Annotated in this window: 10 protein-coding genes and 4 pseudogenes; 7 read left to right on the top strand and 7 right to left on the bottom strand. The window is 68.6% G+C overall.

The window, feature by feature from the left end; translation table 11 throughout:
• Nucleotides 1–703, top strand: a 703-nt coding sequence (locus OFY01_RS22125; protein WP_323135541.1) for a zinc ribbon domain-containing protein, incomplete at its 5' end; no start/stop codon positions are given.
• A 35-nt stretch (nt 704–738) separates the two neighbouring features.
• Here the strand turns inward: OFY01_RS22125 and OFY01_RS22120 are convergent.
• Both OFY01_RS22120 and OFY01_RS22115 read right to left on the bottom strand, forming a co-directional pair.
• Nucleotides 739–1,014: pseudogene (locus OFY01_RS22120) on the bottom strand (FAD-binding domain-containing protein); the annotation flags it as partial.
• Between the two features lie 40 nt (nt 1,015–1,054).
• Nucleotides 1,055–1,271: pseudogene (locus OFY01_RS22115) on the bottom strand (IS1380 family transposase); the annotation flags it as partial.
• Between the two features lie 524 nt (nt 1,272–1,795).
• On the opposite strand from OFY01_RS22115, the gene OFY01_RS22110 reads away from it, so the two are divergent.
• Entirely contained in the window at nt 1,796–2,038 is a 243-nt protein-coding gene (locus OFY01_RS22110) for a hypothetical protein (RefSeq protein ID WP_266602613.1), read from the top strand.
• A 357-nt stretch (nt 2,039–2,395) separates the two neighbouring features.
• Here the strand turns inward: OFY01_RS22110 and OFY01_RS22105 are convergent.
• Nucleotides 2,396–2,497, bottom strand: a pseudogene (locus OFY01_RS22105) (Uma2 family endonuclease); the annotation flags it as partial.
• An 87-nt stretch (nt 2,498–2,584) separates the two neighbouring features.
• On the opposite strand from OFY01_RS22105, the gene OFY01_RS22100 reads away from it, so the two are divergent.
• Nucleotides 2,585–4,627 carry a thioredoxin domain-containing protein gene (locus OFY01_RS22100; RefSeq protein ID WP_266602611.1) on the top strand — a complete coding sequence of 681 codons (2,043 nt, stop codon included), beginning with the start codon at nt 2,585–2,587 and terminating at the stop codon, nt 4,625–4,627.
• 77 nt (nt 4,628–4,704) lie between these two features.
• On the opposite strand, the gene OFY01_RS22095 is transcribed toward OFY01_RS22100, so the two are convergent.
• Nucleotides 4,705–7,923, bottom strand: a complete 3,219-nt coding sequence (locus OFY01_RS22095; protein WP_266602619.1) for a DNRLRE domain-containing protein — start codon at nt 7,921–7,923, stop codon at nt 4,705–4,707.
• A 575-nt stretch (nt 7,924–8,498) separates the two neighbouring features.
• Between OFY01_RS22095 and OFY01_RS22090 the strand changes: the two genes are divergently transcribed.
• Both OFY01_RS22090 and OFY01_RS22085 read left to right on the top strand, forming a co-directional pair.
• The gene (locus OFY01_RS22090) at nt 8,499–16,238 is read left to right on the top strand and encodes a ricin-type beta-trefoil lectin domain protein (protein ID WP_266602609.1); all 7,740 of its coding nucleotides are present in this window, start codon (nt 8,499–8,501) and stop codon (nt 16,236–16,238) included.
• Between the two features lie 156 nt (nt 16,239–16,394).
• Nucleotides 16,395–16,880: a DUF4265 domain-containing protein gene (locus OFY01_RS22085; RefSeq protein WP_266602607.1), complete on the top strand. Its 486-nt coding sequence runs from the start codon at nt 16,395–16,397 to the stop codon at nt 16,878–16,880.
• A 90-nt stretch (nt 16,881–16,970) separates the two neighbouring features.
• On the opposite strand, the pseudogene OFY01_RS22080 reads toward OFY01_RS22085, so the two are convergent.
• Nucleotides 16,971–17,183 (bottom strand): annotated as a pseudogene (locus OFY01_RS22080) (site-specific integrase); the annotation flags it as partial.
• A gap of 95 nt (nt 17,184–17,278) precedes the next feature.
• On the opposite strand from OFY01_RS22080, the gene OFY01_RS22075 reads away from it, so the two are divergent.
• Entirely contained in the window at nt 17,279–17,548 is a 270-nt protein-coding gene (locus tag OFY01_RS22075; RefSeq protein WP_266602605.1) for a hypothetical protein, read from the top strand.
• Between the two features lie 418 nt (nt 17,549–17,966).
• Here the strand turns inward: OFY01_RS22075 and OFY01_RS22070 are convergent, their stop codons facing one another.
• Both OFY01_RS22070 and trhA read right to left on the bottom strand, forming a co-directional pair.
• A complete protein-coding gene (locus tag OFY01_RS22070) occupies nt 17,967–18,575 on the bottom strand; it encodes a TetR/AcrR family transcriptional regulator (protein WP_266602604.1) in 609 nt (202 codons plus the stop codon).
• A 4-nt stretch (nt 18,576–18,579) separates the two neighbouring features.
• Nucleotides 18,580–19,275, bottom strand: a complete 696-nt coding sequence (gene trhA / locus OFY01_RS22065; RefSeq protein WP_266602603.1) for a PAQR family membrane homeostasis protein TrhA — start codon at nt 19,273–19,275, stop codon at nt 18,580–18,582.
• 262 nt (nt 19,276–19,537) lie between these two features.
• Between trhA and OFY01_RS22060 the strand changes: the two genes are divergently transcribed.
• Entirely contained in the window at nt 19,538–21,406 is a 1,869-nt protein-coding gene (locus OFY01_RS22060) for a phosphoenolpyruvate carboxykinase (GTP) (protein WP_266602601.1), read from the top strand.
• The last annotated feature ends 192 nt before the right edge of the window (nt 21,407–21,598 follow it).

Genomic DNA, 21,598 nt, shown 5'->3' with positions numbered 1-21,598 from the left:
GGTGGTCGGGGTGCCCTGCCCTTCCTGCGGTACGCCCAACCAGCCAGGGCGCCGGTTCTGCCGGCGCTGCGCGGCCGAGCTGAGGCCCGCGGCCAAGCCCGCCCCGCTGCCCTGGTGGCGAACCGTGTGGCCGCTGCGCCGCCGGGTGCGGGCTAGTTCGGGGCGGGGCGTGCGGCTCCTGGTGATCCTCGTCGTGCTGCTGGCGCTGTGCGCGGGCGCGTTCCTGCTGCTGCCCGCCGGACGCGCCCTGTTCGAGGACACCCGGGACAAGCTGTCCGACCCCAAGCCCGTGACCCCGGTGCGGGTCAGCGCGAGCGCGGAGGTCCCGGGGCATCCGGCGAGGAACACCACGGACGGGCTGAGCAACCGCTACTGGGGGGCGCCCGCGCCGGGCGCCTCGGTGACGTACACGTTCGGCAAGCCGTTCCGCCTGGTCGACCTGATCGTCACCAACGGCGCGTCCAAGGACCCGAGCTCCTACGCCCGCGAGGGACGCGCGCTCACGATCGACCTTCAGGTGACGACCGCGGACGGCGAACGGCACGACAGACGGGTATCCCTCAGCGACAAGCCGGGCCCGCAGACCGTGACCACGGGCATCAGCGACGTGAAGACCGTACGCATGGTTCTGCGCTCGGCCACCGGCCTGACGAAGGGCCGCCATCTGGCCCTGGCGGAGGTGGAGTTCTTCCAGAGGTCCTGACCCAGCGGCGCCCCTGACAGGAGAGCGCTCGCCTGTCAGGAGCGCGCTCGCCCGGCCCGGTCGCGGGCCCGCTGGAAACGGTCCCGCCCTTCGGAGAGCGTGACCACCGGATCGGGATAGTCGTACCGGGCCCGCTCCGAACCCGGCAGTCTCCACGGTTCGTGCACGGCCGCCCCGGCGATGCCGGTCAGCTCGGGCACCCAGCGGCGCACGTAGTCGCCCTCGGGGTCGTACCGCTTGCCCTGGAGCACGGGGTTGAGCACCCGGTTGGGGCGGCTGTCCGTGCCGGTCCCGGCCATCCACTGCCAGTTGTCCCCGCCCGCGGCCAGCCCCTCCGAACCACGCGCGCGCAGGGCCCCGCCCCTCGGCTCGGTGACGAGGCAGTGCGATGTCGGCGAGGCGGTCTCCGCCGAGCGCGACTGCCGGCGCGAGGTCCGAGAGGACCTTCCCCAGGTCGTGGACGGCCCGAGGGTTCGCGCCAGGGAGCGAGTGCCGCGCAGACGACCCGGTCACGGCCGATCTTGCGGGTGGTTTCGACCAGCAGGACCGAACCGGCCTGCGAGACCACCGCTCGGCCGTCGTCCCGGACACGAGCATGCGGGTAGGAGCCGGTGGCTGCTTCACCTGGAAAGCGTCTCCCACAGGCCCGGGAACAAGGACCTCAGCGATCCTCATTGCCGCTGGTCAGAGGAGCTCTTCGGTCGCCTGACCGCCGGCCGGACAGCCACTGAGAGACAGCGCCGTGGATGAGGAGTGAGTGGCGCGGGGAAATGTGCCCCGCCATCGCCGACCACGAGAACGGAAGCGTGCGCATGCCCCGGCTCCGGTAACTCGACCCCGGGCCTGAGGTGTTGTCCTCCCGCAGCTTGTCAGGGGTGTGTAACAAGCCCTTGTGGCTGCTGGGGCAGGAGGGTTCCGGTGTGATCAACTACAGATGCCTCGGGTAACGCCCGCAGCGCACCAGTGTGTTGTGCGGTCGCGGAAACGTGACCGCGCCGGGCGCGAGGCGGGTCGCGTGACAGCTCGTGACCCCTGCCCAGCGGCCATGTGCCCATTCGGCCCACGCGCCCGCAGACGGAATTGGAGCGAAGAATGCGCAAGAACCTCAAGAAGGCAGCAATCGTCGGTGCCGGCGTCCTGGCGTTCTCCGGCATCGCCACCGGAATGGCTCAGGCGTCGGTGCGGCAGGGTGCGGACATCCCGGGCAAGGGCCCCCTCCAGGAGTGCACCAACTGGGGCAACGCCCTGCAGGCCCATGGGGTGATCGTGGGCTTCGCCTGTATGGAGGACGAAGGCGGCAACTCCTGGAAGCTGACCCCCTACTACGCCAACTGACCCTCTCTTGGCACGTCCCGGCGGGGCAGGCGAGATCCACGACTCCTGAGCGTCCGGGAAAGCTCTCGTCCACGAGGACGAAGCCGAAGGTTCGGGCCCGAACGGCGAGGATGTCAGATCGTGCACCGCCCGAGCCTTCCGCCCCGGCTCAAGCGCCGCTGATATCGCCCTGTCCAAGCCGGTCTTGCGGACGGTCTCGACCAGCAGCACGCTCCCGCCCCGCGAAGCATCACGACGCGTGGGCTGACGGTCAAGCATCGACAGTGCACGGCCTCTCGGCGCCCCTGCGGGGCCGAGATCGACAATGAGAGAGAAGGGTGCGGTGGCCTCGGAACCGGGTGACACGACCTCGACAACATTCAGGGCATTGGCCAGGAGCCGAGCCAGCCGGCCCAGCCCCTTGGAGGCGCTCGGGCTCACGACGACCATCCCGTCCGCGACCTCGATCCCGCCGCACTGATGGCGCACGAGTGCGAATCGGCCAAGTGGGGCGGGGGCTTGCGGGCCGAACCGGCAGGGCCGCGTCGGCGTGAGAGGCTGGGCCGTATGAACCGGTTGGCTGGTACGACCTCGCCTTATCTGCTTCAGCATGCCGACAACCCGGTCGACTGGTGGCCGTGGGGACCCGGGGCGTTCGAGGAAGCGAAACGGCGCGATGTACCCGTTCTGCTGTCGGTCGGATACTCCGCGTGCCACTGGTGCCACGTCATGGCCCACGAGTCCTTCGAGGACGAGGCCACCGCCGCCGTCATGAACGAGCACTTCGTCTGCGTCAAGGTCGACCGCGAGGAGCGCCCCGACATCGACGCCGTCTACATGGAGGCCGTGCAGGCCGCCACCGGGCAGGGCGGCTGGCCCATGACGGTCTTCCTCACCCCGGACGCCGACCCGTTCTACTTCGGCACTTACTTCCCGCCCGAGCCGAAGCACGGCATGCCGTCCTTCCGCCAGCTCCTCGAAGGTGTGCGCAGCGCCTGGGCGGACCGGCGCGGCGAGGTCACCGAGGTCGCCTCGAAGATCACCTCGGATCTGGCGGGGCGCGAGCTGCGGTACGGGGACGCGCGACCGCCCGGCGAGAGCGAGCTCGCCCAGGCGCTGCTCGGGCTGACCCGCGAGTACGACGCCACGTACGGCGGTTTCGGTGGCGCGCCCAAATTTCCACCGTCCATGGTCGTCGAGTTCCTGCTGCGCCACCATGCCCGCACGGGCGCCGAGGGCGCGCTGCAGATGGCCGCCGAAACGTGCGAGCGGATGGCCCGCGGCGGCATCTACGATCAGCTCGGCGGGGGCTTCGCGCGGTACTCCGTCGACCGCGAGTTCACCGTCCCGCACTTCGAGAAGATGCTGTACGACAACGCGCTCCTGTGCCGTGCGTACGCGCATCTGTGGCGGGCCACCGGCAGCGCGCTCGCCAAGCGGATCGCCCTGGAGACCGCCGAGTTCATGGTGCGCGAGCTGCGCACGAACGAGGGCGGGTTCGCCTCCGCGCTCGACGCGGACAGCGAGGACCCGGACACCGGCGAGCACGTCGAGGGCGCCTACTACGTGTGGACGCCCGAGCAGTTGACGCGGGCGCTCGGCGAGGCGGACGCGGCGGTGGCCGCCCGGTACTTCGGTGTCACCGAGGAGGGGACCTTCGAGAAGGGCGCCTCCGTGCTGCGGCTGCCGCGGGGCGAGGAGGTGTTCGACGCCGAACAGACCGACCGCATCCGGCTGAGCCTCCAGGCCGCTCGCGCCCGGCGGCCCGCGCCCGGCCGGGACGACAAGGTCGTCGCCGCCTGGAACGGGCTCGCCGTCGCGGCGCTCGCCGAGACCGGCGCCTACTTCGGACGGCAGGACCTCGTGGACGCGGCCGTCGGCGCGGGTGACCTGCTCGTCCGGCTGCACATGGACGAACTCGCGCGCCTGACGCGCACCAGCAAGGACGGGCACGCCGGGCAGAACGCGGGGGTCCTCGAGGACTACGCCGACGTCGCCGAGGGGTTCCTCACCCTGGCCTCCGTGACCGGCGAGGGCGTCTGGCTGGAGTTCGCCGGATTCCTGCTCGACCATGTCCTCGACCGGTTCGTGGACCGAGAGAGCGGCGCCCTGTACGACACCGCGTCCGACGCCGAACGGCTGATCCGCCGCCCGCAGGACCCGACCGACAACGCCGCACCGTCCGGCTGGACGGCCGCCGCGGGCGCGCTCCTGACGTACGCCGCGCACACCGGTTCCGAGCCGCACCGCACGGCCGCCGAACGCGCCCTCGGGGTCGTCACGGCACTCGGCCCCCGCGCCCCCCGCTTCATCGGCAACGGGCTCGCGGTCGCCGAGGCGCTGCTCGACGGGCCGCGCGAGGTCGCCGTGGTGGGGGAGGTGGGCGGCCGCATGCACCATGCCGCGCTCACCGGCACCGCGCCCGGCGCCGTCGTCGCGGCGGGCCCTGAGGGCTCCCCGGCCACGGCCGAGCTGCCGCTGCTCGCCGACCGGCCGCGCGTCGACGGCGAGGACACGGCGTACGTGTGCCACCACTTCGTGTGCGACACCCCGGAGACCGATCCGGAGGGGCTGAGGCGGACGCTGGGGGCGGGGGAGGGGCGCGGCTGATCCGCCGTGCCGCCGAACGCACGTCCGGGCCCGGCCTCCGAGGAGGGCCGGGCCCGGAAGGCGAGTGGTCCGCCGCGTCAGCCGAAGGCCTTGGCGGTGTTCCAGTCGGCGTGCAGGACGATCTTCACCTCGGCGTTGGTGTTCGTACGGGACGGATAGTAGATCCGGGTGTATCCGTCGGAGGACTTGCGCACCCACATGTCCGGGATGCCGTCCCCGTTGACGTCCGGGATGCCGAGCGCCGTCGGCACGGCGGTGTCGGTCCAGCCGGTGCCGTAGGCGACGTCCCCGTCCAGTGAGTTCGCCGCGAGCTTGAGCGAGTCGAGGTCGACGCTGCCGCTGACGGAGCCGGGCTTGCCGTGGCGGACGTACATGTTGCCGTTGTCCAGGTTGCGCCAGAGCAGGTCGGGTGTGCTGTCGCCGTTGATGTCGGCGATGTTGACGATCTCCCGGCGCCCCCAGGCGTCGGAGTTCATCAGCGTGGCCGTCCGGAACGTGGCACCGGTGTAGCCGGACAGCGTCCAGAACGCGGTTCCGGCCCGCAGTACCAGGTCCGGGCGCTTGTCGCCGGTGATGTCGCCGACGGCCTTGATCTGGGTCCAGGTCGACGGGTCGGGGGCGTTGTCCGGCAGGCGGATCCGCAGCCGCTGGTCGACGTTGAAGCTGCCGTAGCCGTCACCGGGGTACAGCCAGAACTTTCCGTCGGGGCCGACCGCGAACAGGTCGGTGCTTCCGTCGCCGGGGTAGGCGTCGTCGTAGTGGGTGATCAGCGCGGCCTTGCCGGTATTGGCGTCGTACCAGTAGCCCGCCGGGTCCAGCTTCTTGTCCGAGGTGTAGGACGCGTGCATGCACGCGTACAACTCGCCCCCCGGAGCGCCGGGGCAGTTGTAGAGATTGCCGTCGGACTTGACGACCAGCAGGTCGGGTATGCCGTCGCCGCCGGTGTCACCGGGGCTGTCGGCCTTGTCGCGCGGCGGCACGTAGAACTCGTAGTCGGTGCGGGCGCTCTCGTTGCCGTACTGGTCGTACGCGTACACGTTCAGATAGGTGGGGCCGGCGTGCGGCGGCTTGAGGGCGGTGACGGTGGCCGTGCCGGTGCTGTCGGCGGCGATCGCCGTGTAGCCGACGGTCCCGAAGGCGTACTCGAACTTCGCCGCGCCCGGCGAGGAGAACGTGACCGAGCCGGCCGAGCCGAACGCGACGTGGGCCCAGGTCTGGCCGTCGGCGGTGGCCTTCGGGAAGTCCGTGCTCTCGATGGCGGGCTGCGGCGGGCCGCTGGCGTCGATGGTGATCCGGCAGGGGTCGCTGCCCGGCGGGAAGAACGTCGAGACCAGGCCGCCGGAGTCCTCGGACCGGACGTCCCACGAGTAGAGGGTCTTGTCGGTCAGCGGGAAGGTCGAGGGCACGGTGACCGTGGCGGTGCCGGTCGACGTCGGGGTGATCAGGTAGTCCTTGTGGGTGTTGGTGTAGTCCCCGGTCACCCAGAACCGGAAGTGCAGTTTGCTGAGGTTGCCGTCGGGGTCGTGGCCCTTGGCCGAGAGCACGATGTTGGTCTTGCCGACGGTCACGCCCGTACCACCGGCCGAGCAGTCGCCGCCGGGAGTGGACTTGCCGTCGGTGGGCTCGTCCGGCTTGCGGTTGTAGGTGAAGGACAGCTGAGCCGACGAGGCCTTGAACTTGTGCCAGGTGTACGTCGAGGTCTCGGTCGTCGCGCGCATCCCGAAGGTGATGTTGGACCAGCCGTTGTCGGCGCCCTTCTGGGCGGCGGCCTTGACGTCGAACGATTCGTAGTCGCCGGGGCAGGACGTGGAAAAGCCGTGCGCGAAGGACTTCTTCTGCAACAGCGTCGACCAACTCGGCTGCTTGTTCCAGGTGGTGCCGGAGGAGATGGAGCCGGTCAGCCAGAACTGCATCTCACGAGTCGAGCAGGACCAGGAGTAATTGTTGTACACCTTGAAGCTCGCCGACGAGACGGTCGCGCCCTTGGTGCTGGTGTCGAAGGCCATGCGCCAGAAGGAGCGGGCGGTGCCGCCGGTCTCGCTCTCGTGTCCCACACGGGCGTAGGAGGTACCGGAGTTGAAGTTGGTGCCGTTCCAGTAGCTGGTGTTCGGGTGCGGCTTGTACGCCGTGGTCCACGCGGTCTCGCCGGTGTGCTCGGTCGGGTCGATGAACAGCGGGAACCGTGCGTTCTTGTCGGTGAGCAGTCCACTCTTGGCGACATCCAGGTCGATGCGGGCCTGCCCGGTCCTGTCACCGACCAGGCGCATCGGGAGCGGAGCGCTGTGCGCGCCCGGCTCGATACCGCTGAGCCCGGACAGCCGCAGCACGTCGGCCGAAGTGGCGACCGAGGTGCGCGGCGCGGTGCCGCCTTCCGTGCCGTCCTCGCGGTCACGGCCACTGGAGTCCCAGGCGTACGGCGTGGGGACCGAGCCGATCTCCTGCCCGTCCTTTCCGACCATCAGCACATGCTGGGCGCCGTCCTCGTAACGGAAGGTGGCGGTCTTCGAGCGCAGCCCGTACGACACGGTGCGCAGGGCCTCGCTCTGCGCGGCCTTCTCGGTCTTGACGATCAGCAGCTGGGCGAAGCCGCCCTGCTCGCGGGCGACCAGGAGCAGGTCGACGCCCGGCAGCACCTCGGGGTAGAGGGCGCGCGGCCCGTCGAGCACCGGCTCGGGCAGCGGGCCCGGCCAGGTGTAGTCGATGGTGTGACCGTCGACGTCCACCTCGGCCAGGGTGCTCGGCCGTGCGTCCGGTGTGCCGTCAGCCGCCGTGACCTGCTCGGTCCCACTCGGCCCCTGCCCGGCCGTAAGGAGAGGGCGCCTGAGCGAGCGGTCGGCGTGGGCGTCGGCGGTGTGCTGAGCTGACTTCGCGTCGGCGTCGGCCGTTCCGCTGGAGAAGCGGACGGGCGTCGGCGCGTTGACCGGACGGATGCCGAGCCCGTCGGCCGCGTGGCCCGTCCGGCGCAGCCGGGTGTCGATCGGGGCCCATCGGCCCTTGTCGTTCCTGGCCCGTACGGGAACCGCGTTGATCGTGGTGTGCAGCTGCCCGTCCGGCCGGGCCCATGTCATGGACGTGGGCGTGGTCCTGGTGTCGACGGCCACTTCCTTGCCGGTGCGCCTGGCTTCGGCTTGTGCCGCGGCTTCGTCGCGAGGACCCGTGGCGGCCTCGCGCGCCCGGGTGGCCGGGCCGCCCGGGGGAGTTGGTGAGTCGTCGGAGTGCCACCAGGGCAGGAGAGAGGCGGTCAGGGCGGCCAGGACCAGGCCGAGCGTGAGTGTCAGCCGGGTGCGTGTGCGCACCAACGGGCTGAGAAGACGAGGCAACACGGACACGGCGGCGGTCTACTCCCGTAGGGGCCAGATGGATTCAGGACGTGGGCGCACACGCTCACACGCTTTGATCAAGACTGTCCATGTGTGAAGGATTAATAAAGTTGTGATCATTCCATGTCGGTCCTGTGGTTCGCCTGTGAAGATGTCGGCCTCGTGCCTTTTGCTGGCTCGAATTGCGTGAACCGCGGGCTATGTCCGGTCACTTCAGTTTTGTAGCCCTGCGGGCGAACCCGTACGCGAATAGCCAGTGAGGCATCTCACGGTGAGGCCCCCCGGTCTGCGGTCGGCGACCTTGCTCTCTGTCACGGTCCTGACAGAGGGTGCCCGTTGACCTGTGCTTTTTCATTTTCCTGGGGTGGGAGTCGACGACGCGTATGCGTGTTCAAGGTTCGCTGTCATGGCTGGGGCGGGGGCGCCTCGCCAGGACGGAGTCGCAACGACGGCGACGGCGGCGCAGCCGTACGGCGACCGTCCTTGTCCTGGTGTCGGCGCTGACGACGACCGGCCTGAGCGCCGAGTCATGGGCGGTACCCGGTCCAGGCATGAGCCGCGGGGACGTCAAGCTCCCCGCGCTGCCGACCCGCACACCCGTCGGCCGGGACGCGGAGGCGGACCAGAACCTCACCACCGCGCCCGAGGTGCCGGTGGACCCCTACGCGCCGGTGGCCGTGACCCCCTGGGCACAGAGCACGGGCACCGCGACGATCGATGCGACCACCGCACCCGGCACGACCGTCCCGGTGTCCAACGGGCTGCCGGTGGCCGTGGGAGTGCCCGCGGGCACCGACCCGACGGCCATCGACGGCGACTGGAGCGTGCAGCTCGCCGCGCCGACGACCTCTCAGGACTCCGGTGTCTCGGGCCTGATCATGGAGGTCACGCCCCCGGCGGACGCCGACCCGACCGCACAGGTCTCGCTGGCCGTCGACACCACGGGCTTCGCCGACCTCTACGGCCCGCAGGCCGCCGACCGCTTCGGCCTCGAACTCCTCCCCGACTGCGTGATGAACGCCCCCGACAGCGGGGACTGCGCGGCCGGCGGCACCACCACGATGTCCGGCAGGCCCGACCCGAAGGCGAAGCCGCTTCCCAGCAAGGTCACCGAGGTCCCGGCGAAGAAGGCGCCCACCAAGTCCAAGCTGGCGAAGAAGGCACGTACCCGGAAGATCCTGACTGGCTCGGTGCCGGTCAGGAACCTGCTCGGCCCGAACGCGTCCCGCGCGTCCCACACGTCGGCCTCGAAGACCTCGGTGCGCACCGCCTCCTTCCGTGACAGCGGCGACGTGCTGCCCGCGGTGGACGCCTCCGGGCCGCAGGTGATCGGCGCGATGGACACCGGTGCCTCCACCTCCGGCGACTACACCGCCACCCCGCTGCTGTCCTCCGGATCCTGGGCGGCCGGATCGTCCTCCGGCGCGTTCACGTACTCGTACGACGTCCAGGTGCCTCAGACGGCCGGTGGCGTGATGCCGAAGGTGTCACTGAGCTACTCCTCCCAGTCGGTCGACGGGCGCACCTCCGCGACCAACAACCAGGCCTCGTGGATCGGCGACGGCTGGGACTACAACCCGGGCTCGATCTCCCGGACCTACGCCAACTGCCGCCAGGACTCCAAGAAGCCCGGCGCGAACAACGCCACCCACCGCACCGCCGACCTGTGCTGGGGTTCGAACAACGCCACCCTGTCCCTGGGCGGCATGACCACCCAACTGGTCTGGGACAAGGACCAGAACAAGTGGTTCACCGCCAACGGCGACGGCGCCGAGGTGGAACAGATCAAGGACCCGAACACCGCCAACGGTGCCAAGGACGGCGAGTACTGGGTCGTCACCACGCGCGACGGTACGAAGTACTACTTCGGCAAGAACCGGCTGCCCGGCTGGAGCGACGGGCAGCCCGTCACCGACTCGGTGCTGACGGTGCCGGTGTACGGCAACCACCCCGGCGAGCCCTGCTACAAGGACGGCGACTGGGCCAACTCCTGGTGCACCCAGGGCTGGCGGTGGAACCTCGACTACGTCGAGGACGTCCACGGCAACGCCATGTCGCTGTGGTGGAAGAAGGAGAAGAACTACTACGCCCGCAACTTCAACTTCAAGGCTCCGGTCGTCTACGACCGCGGCGGCTACCTGAGCCACATCGACTACGGCCAGCGCAAGGACACCCTCTTCACCGAGACCGCCCCGGCGCGGGTCGGCTTCACCGTCGCCGAACGCTGCTTCGACGAGGGCGGCGTGACCTGCTCGGACGCCAACTTCGAGGACAAGGACCCGGGCAAGTACCGCATCTGGTACGACACTCCGGCCGATCTGAACTGCAAGCAGGTCACCTCCACCTACACCCGTAAGTGCTGGAACGCGGGCCCGTCCTTCTGGACCCGTAAGCGTCTGGTGCAGATCCAGACCTCGGCGCAGCGTCGCACCGACACCACCGCCCGCCAGGTGGTGGACCGGTACGCGCTCAAGCAGAGCTTCCCGGTCCTGAAGACCGGCCCCAACACGGCGCTGTGGCTGGAGTCGGTCCAGCGCACCGGCTACGCCCGCAACGGCTCCACCGATGCCAGCGTCACCCTCAACCCCGTGCGGTTCGAGCCGAACGCCGAGGACATGCCCAACCGCGTGATGCGGCCCAACGACCCGCGTCCGGGCTTCTCCCGACTGCGCGTCGCCCGCGTCATCAACGAGTACGGCGGCGAGACCGTCGTCACGTACAAGACGCCCACGGGCGACTGCGCGACCGGCACCAACCTGCCCGACAAGACCGACACCGCGGGCCTGAAGAACAACACCCGCCTGTGCTACCCGATGTTCTGGAGTCCCGACCCGCAGGACGAGGACATCGACTGGTTCCACAAGTACGTCGTCGACTCCATCGAGGAACTGCCCGACGTCGACGGTGAGCTCGGCACGAAGACGACGTACGCGTACAAGAACCCCGGCTGGAAGCTGTCCGGGTCGGAGTTCACCAAGAAGTCCACCCGCACGTACTCGACGTTCGCCGGGTTCGAGCAGACCACGGTGATCACCGGCGCCGACGACCAGAACATCGGCTCCAAGCGCTCCAAGGCCGTGACCCGCTTCTTCCGCGGCATGGGAGACACGGTCTCGGTCAAGGACATCACCGGAACCGAGATAGCCAAGGACCGCAAGCCGTTCGCCGGACGCATCGCCGAGGAACTCGTCTACTCCAGCGCCGACGACGTGGACACCGACTGGCTCTCCCGCAGCGTCTCGGTCCCCGCCGCCACGGAACTGGCCCACCGGGACCGGGACGACGGACTGAGCCCGCTGATCGCCTGGCGGGTCACCGAACCGGACGAGATCGCCTACACCAGGTCCTCCGGAACCGGCGACGACACCCGCACCGAGCGGATCGTCAAGACCCATACCACCTATGACTCGACGTACGGCCTGCCCGTCCAGGTGGAGTCCCTCGGCGACACCGGCAAGTCCGGCGACGAGTCCTGCACCAAGCTGGAATACCTGAACCGGCCCGACAAGAACATCATCGGCCTGACCAAGCAGGCCCTGGTCTCCCCGACCACCTGCGCGGCCGCCAACTTCTCCGACCTGTCCACACTGACCGGAGCCATCCGCACCGCCTACGACGGCCAGGCCTACGGCACCGCCCTCGGCTCCGGCACCCAGGGCGAGGCCACCGAGTCCTGGTCGCTGAACAGCGCGGGTACCGGCTTCCAGTCCAACGGCACCCACGAGTTCGACCCCGTCGGCCGCGTCGTCAAGGCGACCGACCCGCAGGGCCACTCCGGCACGATCGCCTACTCGCCGTCCGTGGGCCAGGTCTTCAGCGTCACCACCACCAACGCGCTCGGCCAGACACAGAAGCAGGAACTGGAACCGGGCCGCTCGACGACCCTGAAGACCACCGACGCCAACGGCAACGTCAGCCAGGCGACGTACGACCCGCTGGGCCGGCTCAGCGAGGCCTGGGCGCCGGGCCGCACCCCGTCATCCTCGTCCGTGCCGGACTTCCGCGCCGTGTACACGGTGCCGCAGTACGACCCGAACGACCCGTCCAAGACCGACCACAAGCCCCCGTACGTGACCACGTACGCCCGCGGCTTCGACAATCATCTCGACACCTCCGTCACCCTCTACGACGGCCTCGGCCGGCAGCGGCAGACACAGGAGCAGGCCGACGGCGGCGGCTGGCTGATCACCGACACGCTGTACAACAGCTCCGGTGAGGTCTGGCAGACCAACAACGCCTACCTGGCCGACGACGTCACCCCGGGCAAGCTGTTCACGCCGCTCGCGGACACCGCCGTCCCGAACATCACCCGCTACACCTACGACGGCCAGGGCCGCGTCCTGCAGGAGACGCCGGTCCTGAAGGTCAAGGACCCCACGACGGGCGAGACCGTCTCGCAGGAGGTCCCGGAGAAGGCGACCCGCTACGAGTACGGCAGCGACTGGTCCAAGGTCATCCAGCCGGAAGGAGCCTCCTCCTACCGCGTGTGGACCGACGCCCTCGGCCGCACCGTGCGCACCGACACCTTCAACCCGGCCGCCCCGGACGGCTACACGTCCACGCGCTACGCGTACGACAAGGCCGGCCAGCTGGTGAAGGCCACCAACTCCGTCGACCCCACCCACCCGTGGACCTGGTCCTACGACCACCGCGGCCACCAGATCACGTCCACCGACCCCGACACGGGCACCACGAAGACCACCTACGACACCCTCGACCGCCCGCTCACCACGACCAACGCCCGCGGCATCACGGTCTGGAACGGCTACGACGCCCTGTCCCGGCCGACCGAGCAGCGCCTGGACAACTCCACCGGCACACCGCTGGCCCGGTTCACCTACGACACCGCCCCCGGCGGAAAGGGCATGCCGGCCAGCGCCATCCGCTACACCGACGGCGAGGCGTACACCCAGCAGGTCGACGGCTACACCAAGGACTACCAGCCGACCTCCACCACGCTGACCCTCCCGTCGACGCTGGCGAGCACCTGGGGCCTGAAGTCGTCGTACACGTACGACTACCAGTACAACGACCAGGGCATGCCGACCGAGACCCAGCTCCCGGCGGCGGGCGCCTTCGGCTCCGAGAAGGTCGTCGTCCGCTACAACAAGGACGGCAAGCCGCTCTCCGTCTCCGGCAAGGACTGGTACGGAGCCGAGACGGTCTATGACCCCTACGGGCAGGTCCTGCGCTCCACTCTGGGCGCACAGCCCTACCGCGTCTGGACGCAGAACTCGTACGACGAGTCCACCGGTGAGCTCAAGGACCGGTCCGTCTACCGCGAGCAGACCGGCGACAAGAGCGTCGTCGGCGGCAATCTGGTCTCCCACCGCTCGTACACCTACGACCCGGCCGGCAACGTCACCTCGATCCGGGAACACGCCACCGGGGTCGCGGAACGGCAGTGCTTCACCTACGACCCGCTGGGCGAGCTGAAGACGGCCTGGACCGCCAAGGACCAGACCTCCTGTACCACCCCGAAGCTCAGTGACGGCACGCTCAACGTGGCGGCCGGAGCCGACAACTCGGGCTACTGGCAGGAGTACAAGTACGACCTGCTGGGCAACCGCACCCAGCTCACCGAGAAGGACCTCACGGGGAACACCGCCAAGGACGCCGTCACCACCTACTCGTACGGCAAGTCCGACGGCACCCAGCCACGCACGCTGACCAAGGTGTCGAAGCACTACACCACCCCGGCCGGCGCGCAGGTGACGGCCGAGGCGGAGCGCCTGTACGACCTGACCGGCAACACCAAGTCCGTCACCTCCGTCCAGAACGGCGACAAGCAGGACCTGACCTGGACCTACGACGGCAAGATCGAGCGGATCAAGGGCGCGGGCGCGGGCGGCAAGACCCCGTACGTCGGCCTGGCCGACAAGTGCCTGGACCTCCAGAGCGGCAAGGCGGCCGCCGGTCAGCCGATCCAGCTCTACGCCTGCAACTCCACCGTGGCGCAGAGCTGGCGCTTCAGCCCGGCCCCGGGCGCCACCCAGACCGACCCTGACCTCGGCACGCTCAACGTCTACGACGACTGGTGCGTGCAGCCGGCCGGTACGACGGCCGGATCGGCCGTCCAGCTCCAGAAGTGCGACGGTTCGGCGGCCCAGCAGCTCAAGCGCAACGCCTCCGGCCAGCTGACGCACGTCGCCTCGGGCCTGTGCCTGGCGGTCAAGGGCGCCGACTCGGCGAACGCCACCCCGATCGTGCTGGCCACGTGTGACAGCACGAAGGCGGAGCAGCAGTGGGCGGCGCAGAACGACACCCGCTACATCTACGGTCCCGACGGCTCGACCCTGCTGACCGTCAAGGGCAAGCAGGCCACGCTGAACCTGGGTGACACCGAGGTGACGGTGGCGCCCGGCGGCGTCCTGATCAACACGCAGCGTACCTATTCGGCCCCTGGCGGCTCGGTCGTGCGCTACGCCTACGGCAACGGCGAGGACCACCTGGTCGCTCTGGCCGGCGACCACCAGGGCAGTGCCTTCGTGGAGGTCGGCCTGCGCGACCAGATGCCGGTGCGGATGCGCAAGCAGGATCCGTTCGGCAACCAGCGGGGCACGGGCACGATCGGCGGCAACCAGCAGAACCACACCGGGTTCCTGGGCGCGACACGGGACGACGCCTCCGGGTTCGTCGGCCTGGGCGCGCGCCTGTACGACCCTTCGGTGGGACGCTTCCTGTCCGCGGACCCGGTCCTCGACCTCAACGACGTCCTGCAGTCCAACGGCTACGCCTACGCCGACAACAACCCGGTGACGATGTCGGACCCGTCGGGTCTGGCCATCTCGCTGTCCGCTTCGGAGCGGGCGGCGGCGCTGTTGGGCGCGGGTCTGTCGGAGGCGCAGGTCGCCCAGGCGCAGGCGATGCAGGGCAAGTCGCTCACGTCGGTCATCCTGGCCGTGGCCTGGGACACGCTGAAGGACTTCATCGGTATCAACGACGCGTTGTCCTGCTTCGGCGGTGACATGTGGTCGTGTGTCTCGGTCGTGGCCAACGCGATCCCCTGGTACAAGCTCGGGAAACTCCCGAAGATCATCAAGGCCGTCAAACGCACCATCTCGGCGATCAAGGCGTTCCGCAAGGCCGAGAAGGAGGCGTCACGCGTCCTGCGGCTGGCCAAGGCGGCCGAGAAGCTGGCCTTGAGAGCCAAGAAACTGGTGATCGAGAGAGCCAAGAAGAAGGCCGCGCAAAGAGCCGAGAAGAAGGCGGCGGAGGAAGCCAAACGCATATCCGACGAGGCCGTCAGTCACACGAAGAAGACCGGTAACCCCCGCCAGAAGCGGGCCCAGTCCGAGGCGGCCCCGAAATCCTCGTCGCAGCACTCGGGCCACAAGTCCGGCGGCAGCTCAGAACCGGGCGGCAAGTCCGGCGCCTCGTCCAGGAGCAAGGGCGGATCGAGCGGCAGCGGGGGCGAGGGCAAGTCCGGCGAGCACGCGAGTGACGGAAGCGGCGAGAGCGCCGGGAGTTGCCCGGTAAACAGCTTCGCCAAGGGCACCAAGGTTTTGATGGCGGACGGCACCACCAAGCCGATCGAGCAGGTCAAGGCCGGCGACAAGGTGGTGGCCACCGACCCGAGGACGGGCGAGACCCGGATCGAGAAGGTCACCGCCGAGATCAAGGGCCAGGGCCTGAAGCGCCTCGTCACGGTCACCATCGACGTCGACGGCAAGAAGGGCACCAAGACCGCCCAGGTCACCGCGACCGACGGCCACCCCTTCTGGGTCCCCGAACTGGGCCGGTGGATCAAGGCCACCGACCTCAGGGCGGGCGAATGGCTGCGGACGAGCGCGGGCACCCACGTCCAGATCAGCAAGGTCGAGCGGTGGACGGTGCTGGACACCACCGTCCACAACCTCACCGTCAGTGACGTCCACACGTACTATGTGCTCGCTGGCACCACGCCTGTTCTCGTCCATAACGCCAATTCTCCGATTGGTTGCGGCGTGAATGGTGAGCCGATTTATGACATCCCCGCTGGTTCGAGTGGTGGTGCTGGGGCTGGGAAGAGGATTCCGCCGAGCCTCCTCAAGGATTACGATGTCGGGAAGAATGCGGCTCCTGGGACGATCACCCCACTGTGTTCGTATTGCCGCACGAACCCGGCCACGGCAATCGACCACGTTGAGCCTAGGATTGGCGGCGGTGACCTAACCGATGCAAACACCACACCGGCTTGCACATTCTGCAATAGCTCGAAGAGGGATCGATTGGCGCCAATGAATCCCCCGCCCAATTACACCGGCTCCTGGCCGCCGCCATGGTGGCCTTCGAGGATGACACCGCCCTAGGGGTGAGTAGGTGAGAGGTGGCCCGCGCCGGCTGATAGGAAGATCAGCCGGCGCGGGCCGCCTCGCTAGTGGGGAGCGTCGTTGCTGCCTGGCCCGACCGCCTAGACTGCATAGGACGGTAGGCACCTTCCATCTGGCTTTGACCTGGAGCGTCGCATGAAGTTCATCGTCCATGAGAGCCCGGTTCGCCGGGGCGACAGCGACTACATTGCACGGGCTGATCTCGCGCCGTTCGGTTTGGAGGGGGAGGTGGAACAGCTTTGGCTTAAGAGGCTTGAAGATGGTTCGCTTGAGCTGTGCTGCATTCCTTTCCGGGCTTATGGTATTTCTCTCGGTGATATTGTCGCTCTTTCTAAGGATGGCACCACAGTTGCCCGATTGGTCCGGAAGTCGGGGCGGAGAGTATTGCGGATTTTCCTGTTGGAAACACCGGACTTTTCAAGCGTGGCGAGAGAGTTTGATGCTGAGATTTCGCGGCTCGGTCTATTGAGTGAATGGAGCGGTGGTAGGCATGCGGCAATCGACGTTCCGATTGGCGCCGACGTTGCAAGCCTAATCTGCCTTTTCGAACGAGAAGAGGCCGAATCTCGGGCTTTTTGGGAATGGGCTGATGCTGTTTCGTTCTCATCGGGCGAGGTGTAGATTTCTACTTGTGCGCGAAATCAATTCGGCCCCACCGGATGTGCCTGGTGGGGCCGTAGTGGTGTCTGACGGCAGTAGTTGACGGCGACGTCAGCGGACGGGGACCGCGCAGGGAGGTGGTTCGTTGCCGCTATCGGGCCACTTGGCGGATTCGGCGGGGTTGCGGAGGGCGTGGCCGAGGAGGTTGATGGCGTCGCGCTGGAGGCGGAGCCGGACGTGGGCGTAGACGGTGGCGGTGACGCCTATGTGGGCGTGGCCCAACAACTCCTTGATCAAAACGAGTTCCACTCCTTGCTCCAGGACCGCGTGGCGTCGTGGCCTGGGTGGCGTCTCCTTGTTCAGCCAACTGTCAGCTACGGTGCGGGCCGGATCGTCCGCTCAGGGAAGACACCGTTCTGATGCCTGAGTACTTCAAGATCCAGATCGAGACCTGGCGTTATCACGACGGAACGGCGTACATCGAGTTCATCGACGGCACACTAACTCGACAGGTCACCCATGTGGGCGAGCGCTGGCTGTCCTCGCGGCGCGACCACGACGAAGACGTCGGCCCACTCCTGACAGACCAGCCACTGCAGCCTGGCGAGTTCGACGAGGAGGACTGCATCACCGTGTCCGAGTTCGAAGTGGCCTGGAACCGCGCCATCGCTCACGAGGATGCTTCATGACGACTGAGTACCGGTTTCCGCTCAACGGCGTAGCGGAGATTGCCCAGGCCCTTGATGCCAGGGTGCCCCCTGCGGGAGATCACCGGCAGGGTGCGGCGGGTGCGCAACTTCCGCCGGTTGGGGTTGCTGTCGTCGCTCTTGTCGTCTAGAAACGCGTCCGGCGCCTGCGCGGTCGGCCCGGCCTTCCGGCGACGGGAGAGATGCCGTTGACTAGGGGCAGGGTCTGGGGGACGTCGTTGACGGGTTCTGTACGCACAGGTGATGCAAGGCGCATCGCAGGCCGGCGGCCTACGCGTTCGAGGCGCTCATGCTGATCGATGAGGATCTCGACAGGCTCCGCGCGGCGGAGGGTTTCTGCCTGATCGAGAAGGCCAGGGCTGCGACAAGGCCGTCGCGGCTGACCTGGGAATCGGGCCGCCTACAGCCCGTTCTGGACAGCGTCCAGGGCGCGCATCACCACGTCGTGGAGGTCGTCCTCGTGGTCGTGTTCGGCCCAGTACCGCATGGCTTCCATCAGCGCGCCGACCAGCGACATCGCGTAGATCCTGACCTCCAGGGAAGCGGCGTCGCGGCCGGTGCGGTCGGCGAGGACCCGGCAGATCATCCGGCCGGTGACCGACATCGACTCCACCATCCGCGACCGCACCGCGGGCACCTCGGCCTGGAGTCGCACGCGCAGCAGGGAGACTTCGGGGTCCTCGGCGGCGAGCGCGAGGTGGAGGCTGTGCTCGATCACGTACCGGAGCGAGTCGACGAGTGACTCGTCCGAGGGGCGGGCGCGCAGCTCGCGCTCCAGGATCGGGTCGAACTCGTCGATGATGACGATGTCCTCTTTGGCGGGGAAGTAGCGGAAGACCGTGGACGGCGACACCTCGGCGGCCTCGGCGATCTGCTCGACCGTCGTCGCGTCGTACCCCTGGTCCATGATCAACCGGTACGTCGCGTCACGGATCGCCGTCCGTGTCTTGATCTTCTTCCGCTCCCGGAGCCCGATCCGGGGCTGTGAGGGCTGTGCTCGGCCGGCCATGAAGTCACCCGTGCTGATACGCCACCAGCGAGATCCCGACGTAGTGCACGACGAACGCCGCGAGCGTGAACGAGTGGAAGACCTCGTGGAAGCCGAACCAGCGCGGCGACGGGTTCGGGCGCTTGATCCCGTAGATGACGCCGCCCGCGCTGTAGAGCAGGCCGCCCACGATCACCAGGACGAGCACCGCGATGCCACCCGCGCGCAGGAAGTCCGGGAGGAAGAAGACCGCCGCCCAGCCCATCGCGATGTAGCACGGCGTGTAGAGCCAGCGCGGGGCGCCGACCCAGAAGACGCGGAAGACGATGCCCGCCGCGGCCGCGCCCCAGATGCCCCACAGCAGCCACTCGCCCTTGGCGCCCGGCAGGAGCAGCATCGTCAGGGGCGTGTACGTGCCGGCGATGATCAGGAAGATGTTGGCGTGGTCGAGGCGGCGCAGTACGCCGCCCGCGCGCGGTCCCCAGTTGCCCCGGTGGTAGAGCGCGCTGATACCGAACAGCAGGCACGCCGTCAGTACGTAGATGCCGCAGGCCACGCGCCCGCGCGTCGAGTCGGCGAGCGCCGTGAGGAAGAGCCCCGAGATCAGCACGGCGGGGAACATGCCCGCGTGCAGCCAGCCGCGCAGTCTCGGCTTCAGCGGGGTCTGCTGTGCTGTCGGCTCTGCCTCGGCGGGCTCGGGCTGCTTCGCGGCGACGCTCATGGCGGGCATCGTACCTACGCGATCGTAGGTAACGGATAGGGAGGTTCGGCTCAAGGTGGGGGTAAGTGGGGTTGGTCACGTCGCTCAAGTGTGAGGCCCTCTGGACAGATGGGCGTCAGGGTCGGATGATCAAATGAGTGCGGTCGGCACCGGATGAGCGCTCACTGCAATTCAGTGGAAAGGGAGGCGCAGCGTCCGGGTCGCGGCCCCCACGGGGCACACATCTCAAAATCCCTCATCCGCTTTCATTTAGGAGCGATTCGTGGCGAGCGACATCGCCGCTCCCCCCTCCCAGGGGAGCGCAGCACCGGACACCCTCCCGACCCAGCACAAGGATCTGATCTCGTGGGTCAATGAGATCGCCGAACTGACGCAGCCGGACAGCGTCGTCTGGTGCGACGGTTCCGAGGCCGAGTACGAGCGTCTGGCCGAGGAGCTCGTGGCCAAGGGAACGTTCAAGAAGCTCGACCCGATCAAGCGGCCCAACTCCTACTACGCCGCGTCCGACCCGACCGACGTCGCCCGGGTCGAGGACCGTACGTTCATCTGCTCCGCCAAGGAGGAGGACGCGGGCCCGACCAACAACTGGAAGGACCCCGCCGAGATGCGGGAGATCTTCCGGGGCACCGGCGGCGCCAAGGACGGCAAGGGAGGCGTCTTCCGCGGCTCGATGCGCGGCCGGACCATGTACGTCGTCCCGTTCTGCATGGGGCCGCTCGGCTCGCCGCTGTCCGCGATCGGCGTCGAGATCACCGACTCCGCGTACGTCGCCGTCTCCATGCGCACCATGACCAGGATGGGGCAGCCGGTCCTGGACGAGCTGGGCGAGGACGGCTTCTTCGTGAAGGCCGTGCACACCGTCGGCGCCCCGCTGGAGCCCGGTCAGGCCGACGTGCCGTGGCCGTGCAACAGCACCAAGTACATCTCGCACTTCCCCGAGGACCGCGAGATCTGGTCGTACGGCTCCGGCTACGGCGGCAACGCGCTGCTCGGCAAGAAGTGCTACGCCCTGCGCATCGCCTCCGTCATGGCGCGCGACGAGGGCTGGCTCGCCGAGCACATGCTCATCCTCAAGCTGACGCCGCCGCAGGGAGAGGCCAAGTACGTCGCCGCCGCCTTCCCGTCCGCGTGCGGCAAGACCAACCTCGCCATGCTGGAGCCGACCGTCCGCGGCTGGACCGTCGAGACCATCGGCGACGACATCGCCTGGATGCGGTTCGGTGAGGACGGCCGCCTCTACGCGATCAACCCGGAGGCGGGCTTCTTCGGCGTCGCGCCCGGCACCGGCGAGGACACCAACGCCAACGCGATGAAGACGCTGTGGGGCAACTCCGTCTTCACCAACGTCGCCCTCACCGACGACGGCGACGTGTGGTGGGAGGGCATGACCAAGGAGCCCCCGGCCCACCTGACCGACTGGCGGGGCGACGACTGGACCCCGGAGTCCGACACCCCCGCCGCCCACCCCAACGCCCGCTTCACCACCCCGGCCGCGCAGTGCCCGATCATCGCGCCCGAGTGGGAGGACCCCAAGGGCGTGCCGATCTCGGCGATCCTCTTCGGGGGCCGCCGCGCCAGCGCCGTCCCGCTGGTCACCGAGTCCTTCGACTGGAACCACGGGGTGTTCCTCGGCGCCAACGTGGCGAGCGAGAAGACCGCCGCCGCCGAGGGCAAGGTCGGCGAGCTGCGCCGGGACCCGTTCGCCATGCTGCCGTTCTGCGGCTACAACATGGGCGACTACATGGGCCACTGGATCGAGGTCGGCGCCGACAAGGACCAGGCGAAACTGCCGAAGATCTACTACGTGAACTGGTTCCGCAAGGACGCGGACGGTCGGTTCGTGTGGCCCGGCTTCGGCGAGAACTCCCGGGTCCTGAAGTGGATCGTGGACCGTATCGACGGCCGCGCGGAAGGGGTCGAGACGCCGATCGGCATCCTGCCGACGCCCGACGCCCTGGACACCGACGGGCTCGAACTGTCCGACGCCGACCTGGAGTTCCTGCTCACGGTCGACAAGGACGTGTGGCGCCAGGAGGCGGCGCTGATCCCCGAGCACCTGGAGAAGTTCGGCGACCACACGCCGAAGGCGCTGTGGGACCAGTACCGCGCCCTGGTGGAGCGCCTGGGCTGACCCGACCCGACGCCCGTACGGCACCCGGGCCCCGCACAACGGCGTGCGGGGCCCGGGTGCCGTAGCGGTGGTGAGGTGTCGGTGACGGTCGTCGGGCCGCTGACGGTTGTCGCGCCTCTTGTCCACGGGATCTTCACGGCTGTTACATGGGAGCCACGACGGGTCCGCCGCTTTCATCGGCCGGGCGGGCCC

Source organism: Streptomyces beihaiensis (assembly GCF_026274175.1).
Lineage (GTDB): Bacteria > Actinomycetota > Actinomycetes > Streptomycetales > Streptomycetaceae > Streptomyces > Streptomyces beihaiensis.
Note: the sequence above shows the minus strand (reverse complement) of the source record. Positions and strands in the feature narration are given on the sequence as shown.

Bases quoted from the DNA above. Each gene is read 5' to 3' on its own strand.
- OFY01_RS22110 (WP_266602613.1), top strand. From the start codon at position 1,796: ATGCGCAAGAACCTCAAGAAGGCAGCAATCGTCGGTGCCGGCGTCCTG.
- OFY01_RS22100 (WP_266602611.1), top strand. From the start codon at position 2,585: ATGAACCGGTTGGCTGGTACGACCTCGCCTTATCTGCTTCAGCATGCC.
- OFY01_RS22090 (WP_266602609.1), top strand. From the start codon at position 8,499: ATGAGCCGCGGGGACGTCAAGCTCCCCGCGCTGCCGACCCGCACACCC.
- OFY01_RS22085 (WP_266602607.1), top strand. From the start codon at position 16,395: ATGAAGTTCATCGTCCATGAGAGCCCGGTTCGCCGGGGCGACAGCGAC.
- OFY01_RS22075 (WP_266602605.1), top strand. From the start codon at position 17,279: ATGCCTGAGTACTTCAAGATCCAGATCGAGACCTGGCGTTATCACGAC.
- OFY01_RS22070 (WP_266602604.1), bottom strand. From the start codon at position 18,575: ATGGCCGGCCGAGCACAGCCCTCACAGCCCCGGATCGGGCTCCGGGAG.
- trhA (WP_266602603.1), bottom strand. From the start codon at position 19,275: ATGAGCGTCGCCGCGAAGCAGCCCGAGCCCGCCGAGGCAGAGCCGACA.